Here is a 19471-nt window from a genome sequence, read left to right as displayed (position 1 = left end):
GCGATTCTGCACCTGAAAGACGGGCTGATTGCCGCTCACAATTTGTTGCGCCGTCTCGCCTTTGCCGCAAAGGATGCTATCCTTCTATCCTGATATCAGGAGGATTCGACGCCGATGGCGGAACCGAAACCGCAGGGATACTCGACCGGGCAGGCACTGCTGCGGAGCATTAGCATGCGCACGCGCGCCACGCAGCTTATCCTTTTATGCGAAGGCATCTGGCCGCGTCTGCTGCCGGTCATCGGTGTTGTGGCCCTGTTCGCAGCCTTTTCCTGGCTGGGTTATTTCCGGCTTGTTCCGGATTGGCTGCGCATGGCGAGCGTCGGCGTCTTTGCCATCGGGTTCCTTGCCTCCCTCTACCCTCTGCGCAGCGTTCACTGGCCGGGCAGAAGAGCTGCTCTGCAGCGCCTGGAAAGGGACAACGCCATTGTCCACCAGGCACTGGCGGTCCAGTCCGATACGCTTGAATCGCAAGACCCTTTCGCAAGGTCTCTTTGGCAGGCCCACCAGAAGCGCATGGCAAAACGGGTCGGGGCCATACACCTTGCACCGCCCCAGCCCGATACGCCGAAACTCGATCCTTACGGCCTTCGTGCTGTGGTCGTGCTGTTGTTTGTCGTCGGCTTTGCCTATTCCTATTCCAGCCGGTCCGGATTGCTTGGTGATGCGTTTTACAGCCACAAGCCGGTGCAACAGATCGCCGGCATGCGGGTTGATGCTTGGGTCACGCCACCCGAATATACCGGGAAGGCGCCCCTGTTTCTGACCGGAAGCAGCAAGGATTTACCGGAGATCATTTCCGTGCCGCAGGGCAGCGAGATGCTGGTCCGCATCGTCGGTGGAACCGGCAGCGAACAGGTGATCTACCGCTCCGGCAACGAAGAGATATCCATTCCGGTTGATGATCAGGCTGCCGGCTCCTCGCCTCAGCCGACCGCCACCAAGGCCTTCAACTACCGCTTCGATGCGCCTGCCGATGGTGCGCTCGAGGTCCGCAAGGGAACACAGCTCGCTGAGAGCTGGCGCTTCGAGCTCATTCCCGATAACGCACCTGAAATCACGTTTGACGGCGAGCCGGGGCGTGCGGTGAACGGAGCCTTGGAAATCGGCTTTGTACTAAGCGATGATTACGGCGTTCAGCGTGCCTATGCGGAAATCGTCCCGGTCGAAGCACAGGGGGCGGACGCGAGACCGCTCTACGATCCGCCGGAATACCCGCTGACATTGCCGCGAAAGACAGCGCATGAACGCAAGGGCCGCGAAAGCCGCGATCTGACCGAACATCCGCTCGCCGGAAAACCCGTCACAATCACCCTCGTCGCCGAGGATTTCACCGGACAGACCGGACGCAGCGCCCCATATCAGATGATCCTTCCCGGGCGGTTCTTCAGCAATCTGCTCGCCGGCTCGGTCGCGGAACAGCGTCAGGTTCTCGCGCTCGATGCCAACCGGATCGACCGGGTGATCGAACTGAACGATGCAGTCACCATCGCCCCCGAAGAAACCATCAAGAACAGCACCCATTATCTGCTGATCAAATCGGCGCGCTCCAGGGTCAAGCAGGCCTGGGACGACGACATGTTGCGCGACGCGGCCGACCATATGTGGGACATTGCTCTCGGCATTGAGGACGGCGATCTTTCCTTTGCGGAGCGCCGGCTGCGCGACGCTCAGCGGGCCCTGTCTGAAGCGCTTGAGAACGGTGCGTCGGATGAAGAAATCCAGGCCCTGATGGATGAACTGCGCGAAGCGATGAACGAGTTCCTGCAGGCGCTCGCACAGCAGATGCAACAGAACCAGAATGCACTCCAGCAGGTGCCTACGGAGGCCTTGCAGAACATCCTGCGTCAGCAGGACCTCGACCGCATGCTCGACCAGATCGAGAACCTCGCCCAATCGGGCGCCCGCGATCAGGCGCAACAGCTCCTGTCCGAGCTGCAGCGCATGATGAACAATCTGCAGACCGGCCAGCACCAGCAGGCTCCGGGCGACAATCCCATGCGCCAGCAGATGGACAAGCTCGGCGAACTGATGCAACAGCAGCAGCAGCTCATGGAAGAAACCTACGATCTGGAGCAGGCGCTCAGGGAAAGACGGCGGCAGGAATATTTCCAGAACGAGGAAGGCCAGCAGAACCAGAGCGGCGACCAGGGCGAGATGACCGAGGAAGAACTGCGCGAGGCCCTGCGGCAGTTGCGCGAGCAACAGGAAGCCCTGCAACAGCAGCTCGGTGAATTGCAGGAAAAGCTTGAGGAATTCGGCCTCGGCCAGAACGAGGGTTTCGGTGAAGCCGGAGAGGCCATGGGGGAAGCCGGAAAGGCGCTTGGCGAAGGTGAGGGCGGCACCGCCGTCGATGAACAGGGCCGTGCACTGCAGGCCTTGCGCGACGGCGCTCAACAGATGATGAATCAGATGCGTCAGGCCATGGGCGAAAGCCCGGGGCAACAACCGGGTTCAGCGCGCCGGGACCCGCTTGGCACGGACCCGCTCGGACGGCCCCGCGCCAATTCAGGCCCCGATTTCGGTGAGGATGTCAAAGTTCCGGAAGAAGCGGACATCCAGCGTGCAAGGCGCATTCTGGAAGCGATACGCGAGCGCCTTGGTGATAGTTTCAGGCCGGAAATGGAACGGTTTTATCTCGAGAGACTGCTCGACAACCGGTAAAGTAAAACGCGACCGGCAACCGGTCAGGCAGCGAGCGCCTCGGCGACCGCTCCGCGAATGTCCGGAAGAGAAAACGGCTTCGGCACCACGTCGACGATGATATCGCTGAGTGAATCGGCTCGTTCACGCTGTTCGGCATACCCCGTCATCAGCAAAATCTTCAGCTCCGGAAATTCCACTGCCGCGGTGTGGGCCAGTTCGATACCGTCCATCACCGGCATACGAATATCCGACAGAAGAAGATCGTAGGTGACGTTTTCGCGCAGTTGATCGAGGCCATGCGCGCCGTCTGCGGCTTCCACCACGTCATGCCCGTCCATTCTCAATGCCCGGCTGACAAAACGACGAAGCGATTCCTCGTCCTCGGCAATAAGGATTTTTGCCATTCTTTCCCGTCCGACTTGTCCGAGCACCGGTCGTGCGATGCTCTCCCTGTATCATGTACGACCGGCCGCAAGACCGCCCGAGATGTGTCCCGATCACAGCAAACCATTCAAACCTTTTCGCAGGGTAAATGCCCGCCGGTCAGGCGAGGAAACTTTTTGCGCCGGATAACATTCGCCGCATCATGCTTAACAGAACCTTGGCCGTCGGCAGTCTGCTACGCGTCCCCGGTTACAACACCGACAAAGGGCAGTTCGCGAAACGCATAGGCGACATCCATGCCGTATCCGACCACGAAATAGTCAGGGCATTCGAAGCCGACAAAATCCGCATTAAGCGTGCCTTCCCTGCGGCATGTCTTGTCCAGCAGGACCGCAATCGAGACATTGCGCGCACCGCGCTCATACATGAGTTCACGGGCAAAGCGCAGCGTGTTGCCGGATTCCAGAATATCGTCAATCAGCAGAACATCGCGGCCCCGGACCTCGCTGTCGATATCCTTGATGATCCTGACGCCCTGGCTCTTGGTCCCCTTGCCATAGCTGGAGAGCGTTATGAACTCCACCTCCGGCTCCAGTCCGGCCGCATGCAGGGCACGCAGCAGGTCGGCGGCAAAAATGAACGAGCCCTTCAGGATGGAAATGACCAACAGGTCTTCCTTCGGCTCGGTCGCAATTTGTTTGGCAAGGTCCAGATTGCGCTCGGCAATCTGCTCCGGCGAAAACAGGACGTCGATATTCTTTCCGCGGACAACAGGCATAGGTGCAATTCCGGAATTACGCTCATCTGCAAGCGGCCTGTGCGCCAGACGCACCGCCACCCTGCAGCCGGTGTAGAACATGCGTACAAAAAGGAAAAGCCAATGTCGGCTTATTCGCCAAGTTTCCCGGCATAATGCGCAGGATATGCGCGCTTGCGCGTCAGCGGGCCGTGCCGCCGCCTGCCAGCGATACGCTCAGATTGCCGTAGTCGCGCACATTGCTGGGAACACGCACACGAAAACGCGTGCTTTCGCCGGCTGCCAGCTTTTCCTTGCCGGCGCGCGCATAAAGAGGCAGTTCATCGCTCTGCGTCTCATCCGGCGCGATCGTCAGCAAGGGCACGTCCTGCGAATCGGCCGAATTGTTTTTGATAACGCCGTGGACAACGAAGTAGGACTCGTCTCTGACACGCAGCGGATCGACACTGACATCGGAAAGGCTCAGGCCGTCGCCGGAACCCGCTCCGCCGGAAAAGAGAGCGTGGCCGCCGGAAACCCAGAATGCCAAAAGGCTGACGGCGGCGACGAGCCCGACGAACCCGGACGCCGAGCGTTTTTTGTCTTCTCGCCTGGCAAACGGTTGATTTGTAAAGAAGTTCGCGCCGCCATGGGGTTCAGGGACTGACCTGGAAAAATCCGTTGCCCGGACCTCCGGGCGGACGGCAGGGGCACGATTGCGAACAGGCCTTGTCGGACGGATGTCATCGTCGACATGTTCGAATTCGGCATCGATGATATCGCTATCGAACAGGGGGCCGGACAATTTGGCGCCGTGACCGGGCATTTTTTCGCTGCTATGTCTCGAAGGCTGTTTCGCAAAACGATTTCGCGTACTATAGCCGAATCTGTGTTTGCCGCTGCCGTTTTGCATGAGCTGTTTTCTGTTCCCCTGGCCCGGCCGTTGCGGGAATTCTTTAGCCTTCGTAAACGGATTTGGTTAACAAAGAAGAAACTCGGCAGCTGGAGTGCGCACCATAGGGCCGACCTTTACCCATAATTAACCCTGGCGGCAGGGCGACGGGTAGACGCAATGCAGGAACGAGGCGGGCGTGATCGACTTTGACAATGTTGGACTGCGGTATGGCATGGGACCGGAGATCCTGCGCGATCTGACATTCGACGTCCCGCGGCGCTCGTTTCAGTTTCTGACCGGACCGTCCGGTGCAGGCAAGACAACCTTGTTGCGCCTCATGTTCATGTCCTTGCAGCCGACACGCGGCTTTGTGCGGATTTTCGGCCATGACATCACGACGATACCGCAACAGGAACTGCCCAAGCTGCGCCGCCGCATCGGTATTGTTTTTCAGGATTTCCGTCTGCTCGACCACCTGACCACCTATGAGAATGTGGCCCTGCCCCTGCGGGTGCGCGGCAAGGACGAGGCAAGCTACCGCACCGATGTTGTGGAGCTTTTGAAATGGGTTGGACTTGGCGACCGGATGAACGTGCTGCCTCCGATCCTGTCGGGCGGTGAAAAACAGCGCGCCGCCATTGCCCGCGCCCTGATCGACCAGCCGGAAATCTTGCTGGCGGACGAGCCGACGGGCAATGTCGATGCGCCGCTTGCCAGACGCCTGTTGCGGCTGTTCATGGAACTCAACAAACTCGGCACAGCCGTGATCATTGCCACTCACGATCTGTCGCTGATGGATCAGGTGGATGCGCGGCGTATGATTCTCTCGGGCGGACGGCTGGAAATCTATGAATGATGTGACGGAAAACGAAACCGGTCTTCAGGAGAGCCGGCGCGAAATCGTCTTGCGGCCAACGGCCCCGATCGTGCCGGCGTCGAATATTGCCGGCAGTTCACTCATGCTGGTGATATCCATCATGTCGTTCCTCGCCTGCCTGACGCTGGGTGCCGTGATCATGGTTCAGGACACGGCAAACAGCTGGCAAAGCGAGATCTCACGCGAAATCACCATCCAGATCAAGCCCGAGCCGGGGCTGGATCTGGATGCCGAGCTGACCAAGGCGCGTGACATTGCGCTGAGTTTTACCGGCACAACCTCCGCCATGATCGTTGATTCGGCGGCAACGGCGCGCCTGCTGGAGCCCTGGCTCGGCGAGGGCCTCGACATGGAGGAACTCCCCGTTCCGCGGCTGGTCATCGTCACCATTGACGAGGCCTCTCCACCGGATTTTGCGGGCATGCGGGCGGCGCTTGAAGAATCGGTCGCCAATGTCTTCCTTGACGATCATCGCACATGGGTGGATCGGCTGATCGCCATGGCCAACACGACCGTGATCATCGGTCTGGGCGTCCTTGCCCTGGTGTTCACGGCAACCATCCTGACGGTGGTTTTTGCAACACGCGGCGCATTGTCGGGCAATCACCATATTGTCGAAGTCCTGCATTTCGTCGGGGCGGAGGCGAGCTTCGTTGCCTCCAAGTTTCAAAAGCACTTCTTTTTGATCGCTCTAAAGGGCGCCCTGGCCGGCGGGCTCGGCGCAACGCTCTGTTTTGCCGTGGCCAGTCTTTGGGCAAGCGTCAGCCTCGCAACCCCGGAAAGCGATCAGGCAACCGCTCTCTTTGGCGGCTTCTCGATGGGTGCCGGCGGCTATATCGGTGCACTGGCAATTGTCGTTATAACGGCCGTGCTGACCGCCCTGACAACGCGCATCACCGTTATTCGCACAATTATGGAGATCGACCTGATCCGCTCTGATCCGACCTACTCGATCTCGTAAGCGGGCACCCCATGGACGGACGGCATGACGCATTGCCGTCCACAGCCTTCTGGCGCTTGCCACAAAGGCGCTGTATGGAAGAATCATGAAGACCGAAGAAAGCAACGAATCGGCGCCAGCCGATTCGTTGTCAAAGCACAGCGGGGGCGCGCGCTGGCTCATGCGGCTTGCGGGGGTATTCCTGCTTGTTGTCGCGGTGGCGGTGGGTCTCCTTGCGGGCAGTTTCCTGCGCTTTTCACGCGACGTCATCGAACTGACCCCGCCGAAATCGCTGGCCAAGGCCGATGGTATCGTGGTGTTGACCGGCGGCAGCCGGCGCATTGATCGGGCAATAGAGCTATTGGACAACGGGACGGCGGCGCATCTGCTCATCTCGGGCGTAAACCCCTCGACTACCGGCAGCCAGATCCAAAGGCTGACCAAGGCCGAACCGGCCCTTTTTGAGTGTTGTGTCGACATCGGGCATGACGCCATAGACACAATCGGCAATGCCAATGAAGCGGCCCTTTGGGTGCGCAAACATGGTTACCGGAACGTCATCGTTGTCACGAGCAATTATCATATGCCGCGCAGCCTGCTGGAACTCAGACGTGTCGACCCGCAGACCAACTTTGTTCCCTATCCGGTGGTTACCCTTGAACTGACGCATTTGCGCTGGCTGCAGGAGCCGGGTGCCTTGCGTATGCTCGCTGCCGAATACGTAAAATATCTCGGGGCACGGCTTCATCTGTCCCGCGGCACCCACTCCAGAGACGGGCTGCGGTCGAGCAACGGTGGCATTGCCACTGGCCAGGCCGCGGCGTCCGGACAACTCAAGGGCGATTGACACCGCCCCGCCCATCGTCACAGTAGGCGGTGTAAAACAACCCGGTCTGCCTTTTATGCTCCTTGTCCGTTCCGCGCTGTTTAACCTGGCGTTTTATCTCAGCCTGATCATCCAGATGATCATCTTCACGCCGCCCTATTTCCTGATGCGCAGAAAGGCAGCCTGGGTTATCCCCAAGAATTGGGTCCGCTCCAGCAACTGGCTGATGGAGCATATCGTCGGCACGACACACTCCGTCGAAGGTCTGGAAAACATTCCCAAGGGCGGCTACATCATTGCGCCCAAACACCAGTCCTTCTGGGACGCCATCGGCCTGCTGCCCTATCTTGATGATCCGTTTTACATCCTAAAGCGCGAACTGACCTGGATCCCGCTGTTTGGATGGTACGTCAACAAGATGCGGATGGTGCCGATCAATCGCGGCAGCCGCGAAAAGGTCATGCCGGCCGTCCTTGAGCAGACACGCCAGCAAATGGCGGACGGACGTCAGCTCATCATCTATCCGGAGGGCACGCGGCGCGCGGTAGGCGCCGAGCCGGCCTATCGCTACGGCATCGCCCGTATCTATTCCGAGCTTGATGTGCCGGTCATGCCGGTGGCCGTCGTTGCCGGCCTTTTCTGGCCGAGGCGAAAATTCCTGCGCTATCCGGGCAACATAAAGGTGCATTTCCTGCCGCCGATACCGCCCGGCCTGCCGCCGGAAGAGTTCATGCAGCGCCTGATCGACGAGACTGAAAGCGCGGTCGACAAACTGCTCGTTGAGGCAGTGCGGGACAATCCCGACCTGCCGCTGCCGAAACTGGCGCGCAAGCGATATGAAGAATTGACTTCAGAAAAGCCGGTCAGCGCGTAAGCGCATCCATCCGCCTGGCGACATCCTCAAGCCAGTGATCGCGGATCTCCATCTCCTTGAGATGCGCGACGGTGCTTGCGACATAATCGACATTGTGCCCGGATTGTCCTTGCGAGAACGAAACACGCTGCGCCGCATCCTCGGCTGAAAGATGTCCGGCAAACTGATGATGGCCCGTATCGGCGACATAACAGACCGCTGTTATGCGCCGCCCGTCTGCCAGATGCACCGGCGAGGTGCGCTCAAGATAAACATTGGTGACGAGCTCGCGCGACCGCAGATAGGACATCACCGGTTCGCGCATGTCGCCGTTCACGCGATAGACCATGCCCGTGCAGGAGCCGCCCTGATCGAGCCCCAGCACGAGACCCGGCTTTTCCGGCGTTCCGCGATGGACATAGGAGTAGATGCAAAGCGCTCTGCGATAGCCGAAAAGGCGTCCGCGCCGCGCCTCCTCGAACTCAAATCCCGGCCGCCACATCAGCGACCCATAGCCAAAGACCCAAAAATCATCCATATCGTTTGTCAGTATCCCGAATACGCGGCCCTGCCGCGCTGGTTTGTCATCGTCAGGCAGACCGCACAATTGGAGAACCAAATGGCAAGGTCAAGTGGCAAAGCACCGGCAAATACGTCACGCAGATATCTGTGGCTGGTGATCCTGATTGTTGTCGCCATTGCCGGCTATACCGGCGTGTGGTTCTACCTTGCCGGCCAGCTCGAAAGCCGCAGCCAGTTCCTGCTCAGCGATTTGCGCAGCCAGAATGTGGAAGCTGACTGCCGGGATCTGGATGTGCGCGGTTATCCTTTCCGGCTCGGCTTGCACTGTACCTCGGTTGTTGCCGAGGACCAGAAGACCGCGACAACGGTGTCGACCGGCGGGTTCCGCTCCGCCGCCCAGATCTACAAGCCCAACCACATTGTCTCCGAACTCGACGGCCCGGTATCGATAAAGGCGAGCGCCGGCCTGCTGGCCGATATGAATTGGGACATCCTGCGTTCCAGCACGGTCTTCAGTCTGGACGGCCTCGACCGCGCCTCACTGGAAAGCAAGGAGCTTCAGGCAAAGGTCACAGTGGCCGGTGCGTCCGATCCTGTTGAGGTGGTGGCTGAAACCTCGCAGTTCCATGCCCGCCGAAACAATGCCGATCTCGATGCGGTGCTGCGCCTCAACAGCGCGATCGTGCGCCTCGGCGAACAGCTTGGCAACATGCCCGCTCTCGACCTGCAAGCGGATGTCACTTTGGCTGACCGGGCATCACTCTTGAACGGTGGCTCCCAAACCGATCAGCCCTGGCGCGATCTCAGCGCCTCGCTCAACAATCTCAACGCCGATCTGGAAAATGGTGCAGGCCTCAGCATAGAAGGTCCGTTCTCGATCAATCAGGACGGCTATTTAACCGGCAAATTCAACATGGAGGTCCGCAATATGCGGGCCTGGCAGGATGTCCTCACCCGCGCCTTCCCGCATCTGGCCAAGGAAATCGGCAACGCTGCCGGCATTGCTGCCGGTATCGGCGGCGGTGGCGGATCGTTGTCGCTGCCCGTCAACATTGAGAACGGAACCGTCCGGATCGGCTTCATTCAGCTCGGCAAACTGCCGCCGATCTAGAGCGTGTCTTCGCCGTGGCCCTCGGTCTGCGCCACATGGCGGCCGAAATCGGGAACATCCACATCCTGACCGGCATCGATGATCGACTTGCGGATGTGCCGCGTGCGGTTGAAGAGATCGAACAACTTGTCGCCGTCTCCCCAGCGGATAGCCCTTTGCAGCGACGAAAGGTCCTCGGAAAATCGCGCAAGCATTTCCAGGATTGCGTCCTTGTTGTGCAGGCACACATCGCGCCACATGGTCGGATCGGAGGCGGCGAGGCGGGTAAAATCACGAAAACCTGAAGCCGAATATTTGATGACCTCGGATTTCGAAACCGTCTCGAAATCATTGGCCGTGCCGACGATATTATAGGCAATGATATGCGGCAGGTGAGAAACGATGGCGAGCACCATATCGTGGTGTTCCGGGTCCATGCGGTCCACCATGGAGCCGCAGGCATGCCAGAAGCCGGTCAGCCTATCGATCGCCGTCTCATCCGTGCCGGCAATCGGCGTCAGGATGCACCAGCGGCCGTCAAAAAGCTCGGCAAAGCCGGCATCCGGGCCCGATTGCTCCGTGCCGGCAATCGGGTGCCCTGGAATGAAATGCACGGTTTCGGGAAGCACCGGCATCATCTGCTCGATGACGGATTGTTTGGTCGAACCGACATCCGTGACGATGGCGCCGGGTTTTAACGTGTCGCTGATGTCACGCGCCACCTTGGCGGAAGCACCGACCGGAACACAGACAATGACGAGATCGGCATCGCGGACAGCCTCCGTAGCCGATGTGGTGTAGGAATCGCCCAAATTCAGATCGTGCGCGCGCTCAAGCGTCTCGGAGCTACGGCTGGCCACGGCAATATTGCCGGCAATCCGCCGTTCTCGGATGACCCGCGCAAGTGAGGACCCGATGAGGCCGATGCCGATCAGGGCGATTTTTTCAAAACGGATATCACTCATGCCTGTTCCATGAAGTCTTTCAGCGCGGCCAGCACGCCTTCATTGGCCTCTTGGCTGCCCACTGTCATGCGCAAGGCGTTGGGAAAGCCATAGGCCGTCACCCGCCGAAGCACAAAGCCGCAGCTGGTCAGGAAGGCATCGGCCTCCTCAGCGGACTTGGCGGTGCCGTCGAAGTGTACGAGCAGGAAGTTGCCGACCGACGGCGTAACCGTCAGGCCGAGCGCCTCAAATCCGCTGGTCAGCCGGCTGCGCCAGTCTTCGTTGTGGGCAATGGCGCGCTCGACATGATCACGGTCGCGCATCGCCGCGGCTCCCGCCGCGATCGCAGCCGCGTTGACATTGAACGGACCGCGGATCCTGTTAAGCGCATCGATCACCGCAGCAGGCGCGTAAATCCAGCCGATGCGCAGTCCGGCCAGACCGTAGATCTTGGAAAAGGTCCGCGTCATGACGACATTGTCGCTGCCGGACACCAGTTCGATCCCGGACTCATAATCATTGCGGCGTACATATTCCGCATAAGCCGCATCGAGAACGAGCAGTACGTTTCCGGGCAGGCCGGCCTGTAGCCGCCGTACTTCATCAACAGGAATATAGGTTCCAGTCGGATTGTTCGGATTGGCCAGGAACACAATGCGCGTGCGCTCCGTTACGGCATCGAGGATCGCGTCGACATTCGCCCGGCAATCCGTCTCTGGAACACTGACCGGCACAGCGCCCGCGCCGGTGATCTGGATCTTGTAGACGAGAAATCCGTGTTCGGAAAAAATACCCTCATCGCCGGGTGACAGATAGGTCTGGCACAAGAGCCCAAGCAGTTCATCCGACCCGTTCCCGCACAGGATGTTGGCCGGGTTCAGTCCGTACACGTCCGCGATGGCATCGCGCAACGCATTCGAGGCCCCGTCTGGGTAGATTTCCAGATGATCCAGAACGTGCGTCAGCGCTTTTACCGCGCTGGGACTGGGCCCGAGCGGCGTCTCATTCGAGGAAAGCTTGTAAACGCGCTCAACACCCGGAGCGGTTTCCTTTCCGGGCACATAGGCCGCGATATCCATCACGCCGTTCTTGGGTGCCGGCACTGATCTGGCACTGGTCATCGTCACGATTCCCTGTTTGCGCCGCGAGACTGGAGCTGCGGCGACCGGTAACAACCAGCGGGGCATAGCCCCATGGGGCCTGATTGTCGAGGCTTTAGACGCCTGCGGCTCACGCGGAAAACTCTTGGTGTTGCGTGACGCGGCTGTGAACAATCCCGAGAATCCACCGTACAAACCGTCAACTGCGCTTGCGGGACTGTCTCACCGCATGCTGCAATGCGATGTTTGCAAGCCCGCCGCGCCAGGAGACGCCCATGCTCGATTTGCTCATCAAGAACGCCAATCTGCCGGACGGCAGGACCGGCGTCGACATCGCGGTTTCCGACGGAACATTCCAGGACATTGCGCCGGCAATTGATGCGCAGTCGCAAAAAACAATCGATGCCAGCGGAAGGCTGGTCTCACCGCCCTTTGTCGATCCGCATTTTCACATGGACGCAACGCTCTCCCTCGGCCAGCCGCGGCTTAACCGCTCCGGAACGCTTCTGGAGGGCATAGCGCTTTGGGGTGAGCTCAAGCCGCTCCTGACCCGGGAGGCGGTCGTCGAGCGAGCCCTCCGCTACTGCGATCTGGCCGTATCGCGCGGTCTTTTGTCCATCCGCAGCCACGTGGATGTCTGTGACGAAAGACTGCTCGCCGTCGATGCGCTGATCGAGGTTCGCGAAAAGGTCGCGCCCTATATCGATCTGCAGTTAGTGGCCTTTCCGCAGGACGGGCTTTTCCGTTCGCCGGATGCAGAGCAAAACCTGCTGCGCGCTTTGGACAAGGGTGTCGACATTGTCGGCGGCATTCCTCATTTCGAGCGCACAATGCTCGAAGGCGCGGCATCGGTACAAAGGCTTTGCGAAATCGCCACCGAACGCGGCCTGCCGGTCGACATGCACTGCGATGAAACAGACGATCCGCTTTCTCGCCATATCGAAACGCTCGCCGCGGAAACTGTGCGGCTTGGATTGCAGGGCCGCGTGGCAGGTTCGCATCTGACGTCGATGCATTCGATGGACAATTACTACGTCTCCAAGCTCATTCCGCTCATCGCGGAGGCTGAAATCCATGCCATCCCGAACCCGCTGATCAACATCACGTTGCAGGGCCGGCACGACACCTACCCGAAACGCCGCGGCCTGACCCGGGTGCCGGAAATGCTTGCTGCGGGCATCAATGTGGCTCTTGGTCAGGATTGCTGCATGGACCCCTGGTATTCGATGGGCAGCGCCGACATGCTGGAGGTCGCGCACATGGCCGTCCATGTGGCCCAGATGACCTCGATTGAGGCGATGAAACAGGCTTTTGACGCCGTCACGGTCAACTCCGCCCGCGCCATGGGCCTTGACGATTACGGCATCGAAAAGGGCAAACCGGCCACCTGTGTTCTTTTGCAGGCCCGCGACCCGGTTGAGGCCATCAGGCTGAAGGCCAACCGGCTGGCTGTCTTGCGCAATGGAGAGATCATCGCGCAAGCTGAGCCGCAGGTATCGACACTCAATCTTGCCGGCAGGCCGGATACGGTTGACCCGGCCGGTTATGCGCCAGTGGAAAACCCGCCAGGCAAGACCTTGTGAACGGCTCCCGCCCAATCATCTTGTTGACAAATGACCGGGGCTCGATACCATTTTGACCATTGGGACAAAAATTACAAAAACAGCTCGTCCTGGGGCAACAGCCCGGGCAGGGAAACGTCCGCAATCCAGAGGAACACCATCATGATAAAAAAACTTACACGCAGACACGTCTTTGCGGTTGCACTCGGTGCCGCAACAGCTTTTGCCGCACCGTCAATTGCCGCAGACAAGGTCAAAGTCGCCGGCATTCACGCCTCACCGGTGGAGAACGCATGGAATTCACGCATTCACGAAGCCCTTCAGTCGGCTCATGATGATGGTGTCATCGAATATGTCTTCTCTGAAGGCGTCTCCGGCACGGATTATGCCCGCGCCATGCGCGAATATGCCGAACAGGGAGTCGACCTGATCTGGGGCGAATCCTACGCGGTCGAGAACGAAGCAAGGCAGGTCGCCGCCGATTATCCCGACGTCGCTTTCCTGATGGGATCGTCGGGTGGACCGGCAGGCGACAATTTCGGCGTGTTCGGCACCCGAAACCATGAAGCCGCCTATCTTGCCGGTATGCTCGCAGGCTCTCTGAGCAAATCGAACACATACGGTTCAGTCGGCGGTTACCCGATCCCGGAAGTCAATCTGCTGATCAACGCCTTCCGTGACGGTGTCATGGAAGTGAACCCGGACGCCAAATTCCTCAACAGCTTCATCGGCGCCTGGTTCGATCCGCCGAAAGCCAAGGAAGCGGCCATCGCCCAGATCGATGCGGGTGCGGACGTCATCTTCGGTGAGCGTATCGGAACAGCGGACGGCGCCAAGGAACTTGAGGTCCTCGCCATCGGCTCGCTGATCGACTACACCCCCCGCTATCCGGGCACGGTCTTTGCCAATGCCATCTGGAATTTCCGCCCGACAGTCGACGCTATTGTCGCCGATGTCGCGGCGGGCAATCCCGTCGGCAAGGACTACACGGAATTCTCCTTCATGAAACATGGTGGGAATGACATCCTCTTTGTTGCCGACGGCATTTCGCCCGACGCCATTTCGGCGATGGAAGAAAAGCGCAAGGCCATCAAGGATGGCTCCTTCGAAGTCCCGATTAAAACTGACGAACCGTCCTGAGCGGAGCGCATGTCTTTCGACCAAAGCGGCGCCACGGCGCCGCTTTCTGATGCAACGGCGCTGGCCGAAGCTGTTCGTCATGGAGAGCTGAGTGCCACGGCGCTGATGGAGGCGAGTATCGAGCGGGCGCAATCGGACCCGTTCGGCTGTATCTGCCACCTCAACATCCAGATGGGGCGCAACGCCGCCGCAGCATTTGACAAAAGACTGGCCGAAGGTGACCCGGCCGCCGTCAATGCGCCTTTTGCCGGACTGCCCTTCCTCGCCAAGGATCTCGGCAATGGCGCAAAGGGACTGCCCGTTTATGCCGGATCGAAGGCGTTGGCCAAACGGCTTGGACCGGAGGAACACGACAGCCTGACTTTTGAGCGTTTCAGGCAGGCAGGCCTTTTGCCCTACGGCGTCACCACCACACCGGAATTCGGCCTCGCGCTGACCAGCGAGCCGCCCGGCGGGCCGGTTGCGCGTAATCCTTGGAACACTGAATATTCACCGGGCGGCTCGTCGGGCGGCGCCGCGGCAGCAGTGGCCTCCGGTATCGTTGCCATGGCCCACGCAACCGACGCCGCCGGCTCCATCCGTATTCCCGCCGCCTGTTGCGGCCTCGTCGGTCTCAAACCCTCGCGCGGGCTGACCTCCAATGCGCCCGATTTCGGCAACCATTTGATGGGCATAACCGGTGATCTGGTCCTGGCGCGCTCCGTTCGAGACGTGCGCTTGGCTCTTGTCGCGATCTCAGGGCACACAATGGGGCCCTATGGCGAGTTGTCCCTGTCGGGCGTCCCGGTCAAGGGTCTGAATTTGGGCCTTGTCGACAAGATGAAATGGCCCCTCGCCGGCGACCAGGCAGAAGCTGTCCGCGCCGCCGCATCGCGGCTGGAGGAACGGGGTCACACCATTGTCGATCTGTGCGAGGACACACTCGACACGCTCGCCGAGACCGCGGACCGTATCGTGCGCACCATGCTCTCGGTAGCGCTCGCAGGCTGGTTTGACGCTTTGTCGATCGCCGAGGATGAAGTCACGCCAATCGCTGCAGCCGTCGCGCAGGAGGGACGCGGCCTGCCGGCGACCGATCTGTTTCAGGCGGAGGCGGATGCCGCCGGCCTGGCGTATGCCTGCTGGAAACTGTTTGACGGGATTGATGCGATTATCATGCCGACACTTGCCGGCCCGCCGCCGAAAGTCGGCGCGATGTCACTGGATAAAACAGACACCAACACGTTTTGGGATCAGATGACTTCGATTGCACCCCGCGCCGCACTCGCCAATGCCGCCGGTCTCCCGGCACTCAGCCTGCCGCATGGTCGGAGCACCTCCGGCTTGCCTTTGTCACTTCAGCTTGTCGGGCCGATCGGCTCCGATCTGCTTTTGCTTGATATCGCCCGGGAACTGGAAGTTGCTTCCCGCTGGACGTACCCGGCAGACATCGCGGGGACAAACGCATGAGCAGCGAACTGGTTCTTGAACTTTCCGGCATTTCCAAGCGCTTCGGCAAGCTCATCGCCAATGACAATATCAGCCTGTCGCTTGCGAAGGGTGAACTGCTCGCACTGTTGGGTGAAAACGGCGCCGGCAAGACAACGCTGATGAATATCCTCTTCGGCCACTACACAGCCGATGAGGGTGAAGTGCGCGCTTTCGGAAACACCCTTCCCCCTGGCAGCCCTCGCGCCGCCATTGAAGCCGGCATCGGCATGGTGCACCAGCATTTCACGCTCGCAGGCAACCTCTCGGTTCTCGACAACATCATGATCGGAACGGAACCGCTTTCCCTTATGCGCTCCGACCGGGCCGGCGCGCGCAGGAAGCTGACGGAACTGTCGGAACGCTTCGGCCTGCAGGTCGCCCCCGATGCGCTCGTCGGCGACCTCTCGGTCGGCGAAAAACAGCGTGTCGAAATCCTCAAGGCGCTCTACCGCGATGCCAGGGTATTGATCCTCGACGAGCCCACCGCGGTATTGACCGGCATTGAGGCTGAACAGCTCTTCAAGACGCTGAGAGATATGACCGAAACCGGGCTTTCGGTCATTTTCATCTCGCACAAGCTGGCGGAGGTCATGTCCGCGTCCAAGCGGGTGGTAATACTGCGCGGCGGCAAGGTCATTGCCGAAAGGCTGACAAATGAGACCGACCGGGCCGAGCTTGCCGAACTGATGGTCGGCCGCCGGGTTACAAGGCCTGTCAGACAGGCTCAGGCGGCGGGTGTCGAAGTCCTGGCCGCAAGGGCCGTCGATGTCATTGAGGATGGGCGCAAGACGCTCGACAACATCGGTTTCAACGTTCGGGCAGGCGAAATACTCGGCATCATTGGTGTATCGGGCAACGGACAGGCAAGCCTTGGCCGGCTGACGTGCGGCCTCGTCGGCGCCAGCGCCGGAACGCTGGTCCGCGATGGCATCGAAACCCGGTCCTTTTCTCCCCGAGCATTGGTCAAGGCCGGAACCGGCCGAATTCCGGAAGACCGCAACGCGGAAGGCGTCGTCGGTGAAATGACCGTCTGGGAAAACGCCGTGCTGGAACGCGTCCACGACAGCCGCTTTTCAAAACATGCCCTTGTCGACCGCTCTGCCGGACGTGCCTTTGCCGATGAACTCATATCCCGCTTCGACATTCGCGGGGCCGATCCCGATACGGGAACCCGGCTTCTGTCGGGCGGTAACATGCAGAAGATGATCCTTGGCCGCAATCTTGCGACCGACCCGGGTCTCATCATCGCCAACCAGCCGACACGCGGGCTGGACGAGGGAGCCATTGCAGCCGTCCATTCCGAATTGCTGGAAGCGCGCAAAAACGGAACAGCGATTCTGCTCATATCGGAAGACCTTGACGAGGTTTTGGCCCTGTCGGACCGTGTGCAGGCGATCTTCAACGGACGGCTTTCCGAGCCGATCGCTGCCGCTGACGCCGATTCCCAATCGGTCGGGCTGATGATGGCCGGCATCTGGGGAGATACCGATGCGGCTTGAGCGGCGCGAACAGACCTCAGTGGCGATGATCGTCGCGGCCCCGGTCGCCGCGATCCTCATCTCGCTTATCCTGTCCGGTGGCCTCATCGCCATGGCCGGAGCCAACCCGTTCGATGCCTATTTTGAAATGCTCAAGGGCGCGTTCGGCTCACGCCTGTCGATCTCGGAAACGCTGACCCGCACCACGCCGCTCATTTTGACCGGCCTAGCCGCCGCTGTCGCTTTCCGCGCACGGCTGTGGAACATCGGCGGAGAAGGTCAGCTTTATCTTGGCGCCATCGCCGCCGCATGGATCGGACACCACATGACAGCCGGCCTGCCCGCGCCGCTGGCGATCGGCATCATCCTGATTGCCGGAATGATCTCCGGAGCCTTGCTTCTGCTTGGCCCGGTTCTCTTGCGCATTCGGCTCGGCGTCGATGAGGTCGTGACGACGCTTATCCTCAATTTCATCGTCCTGCTGTTTGTCTCGATGATGATCGAGGGTCCGATGAAGGACCCGCTGGCCTTCGGCTGGCCGCAATCGGTCGCCGTCAGCAACGATGTGCTGCTGCCGAAAATCCTCGCGCGAACCAGACTTCATATCGGTCTTCTCATTGCCCTGGCGGCGGCACTCATCATCTGGTTTATTCAGACTCGGACGGTATTCGGGCTGGAGACCAAAGCCGCCGGTCTCAACCAGAAGGCCGCTTCCTTCGCCGGCATCGCCCTTGGCAAGACCATGCTCGGCGTTGCCTGTATTTCAGGGGCGCTTGCAGGCCTCGCCGGGGCGATCGAGGTCACCGGCCTCAAAGGCTACGTCACGCTCGACCTGTCGCCGGGCTATGGCTATTCCGGCATCGTGGTTGCCATGCTGGCCGGGCTCAATCCGCTGGGCGTGGTCATTACGGCGCTGTTTGTCGCCATCGTCTTTGTCGGGGCCGACAGTATGAGCCGGGCGCTTGGCGTACCAAGCTTCATCGCCGATGTGATCGTCTCCATTTCTCTGCTGACCATGCTCGTCAGCCTTCTGTTCACAAGCTACAGGGTGCGTCGCTGATGGAAGCGCTGGAAATCTTCGCGTCGGCAAGCCTCTGGGGCGCGGTTCTGCGCATTGCCACGCCGCTCATTTTTGGCACTTTGGGCGCTCTGATCTGCGAGCGCGCGGGCGTTTTGAACCTTGGTATCGAAGGCATCATGACCATGGGCGCCATGGTTGCCTGGATGACCGTCTATCAGGGTGGTGATCTGTGGACCGGGCTGATCGTCGCGGCGCTATGCGGTGGCCTCTTCGGCCTGCTGCACGCCATGCTCACCGTGCCACTCGGCCTATCCCAACACGTCACCGGGCTGGGCATCACGCTGTTTGCATCCTCGCTGACTTACTATATCTACCGGCTCTCGCTACCGGTTTCCTCCACGCCGCCGACAATCGAACCGTTCCAGCCGCTGGCGATCCCGGGCCTTACGGATATTCCCTTTATCGGCGAAGCGCTGTTTACACAGACCGCGCCCACCTATCTGGCGATCTTCGCCTGCCTGGCGACGGCCTATGTGCTGGCGCGCACGCCGCTTGGCCTTGCTGTTCGCATGACAGGTGAAAACCCGCATGCCGTTGAGGCACAGGGGCTCAACCCGATCTCGATCCGCATCGGCGCGATTGTCACAGGCAGTGCCTTCATGGCACTCGGCGGGGCTTTCCTGACCACGGCGACGTTCAACTCGTTCTTTCCCACGATGGTGCAGGGCCGCGGCTGGGTCTGCATCGCGTTGGTCGTCTTTGCCTCCTGGCGTCCCGGCAAGGCGCTGCTCGGCGCTTTGCTCTTTGCATTGTTCGACGCCTATCAGCTTCGGCTGCAGCATGTGGTCGAAAGTGCAATCCCCTATCAGCTCTTTTTGATGGTGCCTTATGTCCTGTCCATCGTCGCGCTCATCGCCATGTCGCGCCGCGCGAAGGTTCCGCAAGCGCTGATGGCGCCCTACCGCAAGGGTGAGCGGTAGCGGCCCT

The 19471-nt window shown here is 60.2% G+C and carries 18 protein-coding genes; 12 read left to right on the top strand and 6 right to left on the bottom strand.

Annotated features, from left to right (window positions below; genetic code table 11):
• The first annotated feature begins 174 nt into the window (after positions 1–174).
• The gene (locus OQ273_RS22890) at positions 175–2664 is read left to right on the top strand and encodes a TIGR02302 family protein (protein ID WP_271292129.1); all 2490 of its coding nucleotides are present in this window, start codon (positions 175–177) and stop codon (positions 2662–2664) included.
• A gap of 23 nt (positions 2665–2687) precedes the next feature.
• Here OQ273_RS22890 and OQ273_RS22885 read toward each other — a convergent pair whose 3' ends face one another.
• The 3 genes from OQ273_RS22885 to OQ273_RS22875 all read right to left on the bottom strand — a co-directional run bounded on the left by OQ273_RS22885 (position 2688) and on the right by OQ273_RS22875 (position 4592).
• A complete protein-coding gene (locus tag OQ273_RS22885; RefSeq protein ID WP_267993426.1) occupies positions 2688–3050 on the bottom strand; it encodes a response regulator in 363 nt (120 codons plus the stop codon).
• Positions 3051–3265: 215 nt separating this feature from the next.
• Positions 3266–3808, bottom strand: a complete 543-nt coding sequence (hpt, locus tag OQ273_RS22880) for a hypoxanthine phosphoribosyltransferase (protein WP_267993425.1) — start codon at positions 3806–3808, stop codon at positions 3266–3268.
• A gap of 160 nt (positions 3809–3968) precedes the next feature.
• A complete protein-coding gene (locus OQ273_RS22875) occupies positions 3969–4592 on the bottom strand; it encodes a hypothetical protein (protein WP_267993424.1) in 624 nt (207 codons plus the stop codon).
• Between the two features lie 265 nt (positions 4593–4857).
• Here OQ273_RS22875 and ftsE point away from each other — a divergent pair, with 265 nt between their 5' ends.
• The 4 genes from ftsE (at position 4858) to OQ273_RS22855 (ending at position 8178) form a co-directional block, all read left to right on the top strand.
• The gene (ftsE, locus tag OQ273_RS22870; protein WP_267993423.1) at positions 4858–5517 is read left to right on the top strand and encodes a cell division ATP-binding protein FtsE; all 660 of its coding nucleotides are present in this window, start codon (positions 4858–4860) and stop codon (positions 5515–5517) included.
• Positions 5510–6499 carry a cell division protein FtsX gene (locus OQ273_RS22865; protein ID WP_267993422.1) on the top strand — a complete coding sequence of 330 codons (990 nt, stop codon included), beginning with the start codon at positions 5510–5512 and terminating at the stop codon, positions 6497–6499. Before ftsE ends, OQ273_RS22865 begins: the two co-directional genes overlap by 8 nt.
• Before the next feature lie 85 nt (positions 6500–6584).
• Positions 6585–7325, top strand: a complete 741-nt coding sequence (locus OQ273_RS22860) for a YdcF family protein (RefSeq protein WP_267993421.1) — start codon at positions 6585–6587, stop codon at positions 7323–7325.
• A 55-nt stretch (positions 7326–7380) separates the two neighbouring features.
• Positions 7381–8178 carry a lysophospholipid acyltransferase family protein gene (locus tag OQ273_RS22855; RefSeq protein ID WP_267993420.1) on the top strand — a complete coding sequence of 266 codons (798 nt, stop codon included), beginning with the start codon at positions 7381–7383 and terminating at the stop codon, positions 8176–8178.
• On the opposite strand, the gene OQ273_RS22850 is transcribed toward OQ273_RS22855, so the two are convergent.
• Positions 8168–8695, bottom strand: coding sequence for a gamma-glutamylcyclotransferase (locus OQ273_RS22850; protein WP_267993419.1), 528 nt, complete (start codon positions 8693–8695; stop codon positions 8168–8170). The two genes, OQ273_RS22855 and OQ273_RS22850, sit on opposite strands and share 11 nt — an antisense overlap.
• A gap of 81 nt (positions 8696–8776) precedes the next feature.
• Between OQ273_RS22850 and OQ273_RS22845 the strand changes: the two genes are divergently transcribed.
• Entirely contained in the window at positions 8777–9790 is a 1014-nt protein-coding gene (locus tag OQ273_RS22845) for a DUF2125 domain-containing protein (protein ID WP_267993418.1), read from the top strand.
• Here OQ273_RS22845 and OQ273_RS22840 read toward each other — a convergent pair.
• Together OQ273_RS22840 and hisC are read right to left on the bottom strand one after the other, a co-directional pair.
• Positions 9787–10734 carry a prephenate/arogenate dehydrogenase family protein gene (locus OQ273_RS22840; protein WP_267993417.1) on the bottom strand — a complete coding sequence of 316 codons (948 nt, stop codon included), beginning with the start codon at positions 10732–10734 and terminating at the stop codon, positions 9787–9789. The genes OQ273_RS22845 and OQ273_RS22840 overlap by 4 nt on opposite strands.
• Complete coding sequence (gene hisC, locus OQ273_RS22835; RefSeq protein ID WP_267993416.1) at positions 10731–11834, bottom strand: histidinol-phosphate transaminase; 1104 nt, start codon at positions 11832–11834, stop codon at positions 10731–10733. The genes OQ273_RS22840 and hisC overlap by 4 nt, the downstream gene beginning before the upstream one ends.
• 254 nt (positions 11835–12088) lie before the next feature.
• Here hisC and OQ273_RS22830 point away from each other — a divergent pair, with 254 nt between their 5' ends.
• From OQ273_RS22830 to OQ273_RS22805, 6 genes are all read left to right on the top strand, one after another.
• A complete protein-coding gene (locus tag OQ273_RS22830; RefSeq protein WP_267993415.1) occupies positions 12089–13396 on the top strand; it encodes an amidohydrolase family protein in 1308 nt (435 codons plus the stop codon).
• 141 nt (positions 13397–13537) lie between these two features.
• Positions 13538–14515 carry a BMP family protein gene (locus tag OQ273_RS22825; RefSeq protein WP_267993414.1) on the top strand — a complete coding sequence of 326 codons (978 nt, stop codon included), beginning with the start codon at positions 13538–13540 and terminating at the stop codon, positions 14513–14515.
• A gap of 9 nt (positions 14516–14524) precedes the next feature.
• Positions 14525–15964 (top strand): amidase, encoded by a 1440-nt coding sequence (locus tag OQ273_RS22820; protein ID WP_267993413.1) that lies wholly within the window; start codon positions 14525–14527, stop codon positions 15962–15964.
• Entirely contained in the window at positions 15961–17484 is a 1524-nt protein-coding gene (locus tag OQ273_RS22815; protein ID WP_267993412.1) for an ABC transporter ATP-binding protein, read from the top strand. Before OQ273_RS22820 ends, OQ273_RS22815 begins: the two co-directional genes overlap by 4 nt.
• On the top strand, positions 17474–18523 hold the full coding sequence (locus tag OQ273_RS22810; protein ID WP_267993411.1) for an ABC transporter permease: 1050 nt from the start codon (positions 17474–17476) through the stop codon (positions 18521–18523). Before OQ273_RS22815 ends, OQ273_RS22810 begins: the two co-directional genes overlap by 11 nt.
• A complete protein-coding gene (locus OQ273_RS22805; RefSeq protein WP_267993410.1) occupies positions 18523–19464 on the top strand; it encodes an ABC transporter permease in 942 nt (313 codons plus the stop codon). The genes OQ273_RS22810 and OQ273_RS22805 overlap by 1 nt, the downstream gene beginning before the upstream one ends.
• Positions 19465–19471 lie beyond the last annotated feature (7 nt).

The organism is Hoeflea prorocentri, assembly GCF_027944115.1.
Lineage (GTDB): Bacteria > Pseudomonadota > Alphaproteobacteria > Rhizobiales > Rhizobiaceae > Hoeflea_A > Hoeflea_A prorocentri.
The sequence above is the reverse complement of the archived record's forward strand: the minus strand, read 5'-3'. Positions and strand labels throughout refer to the sequence as shown.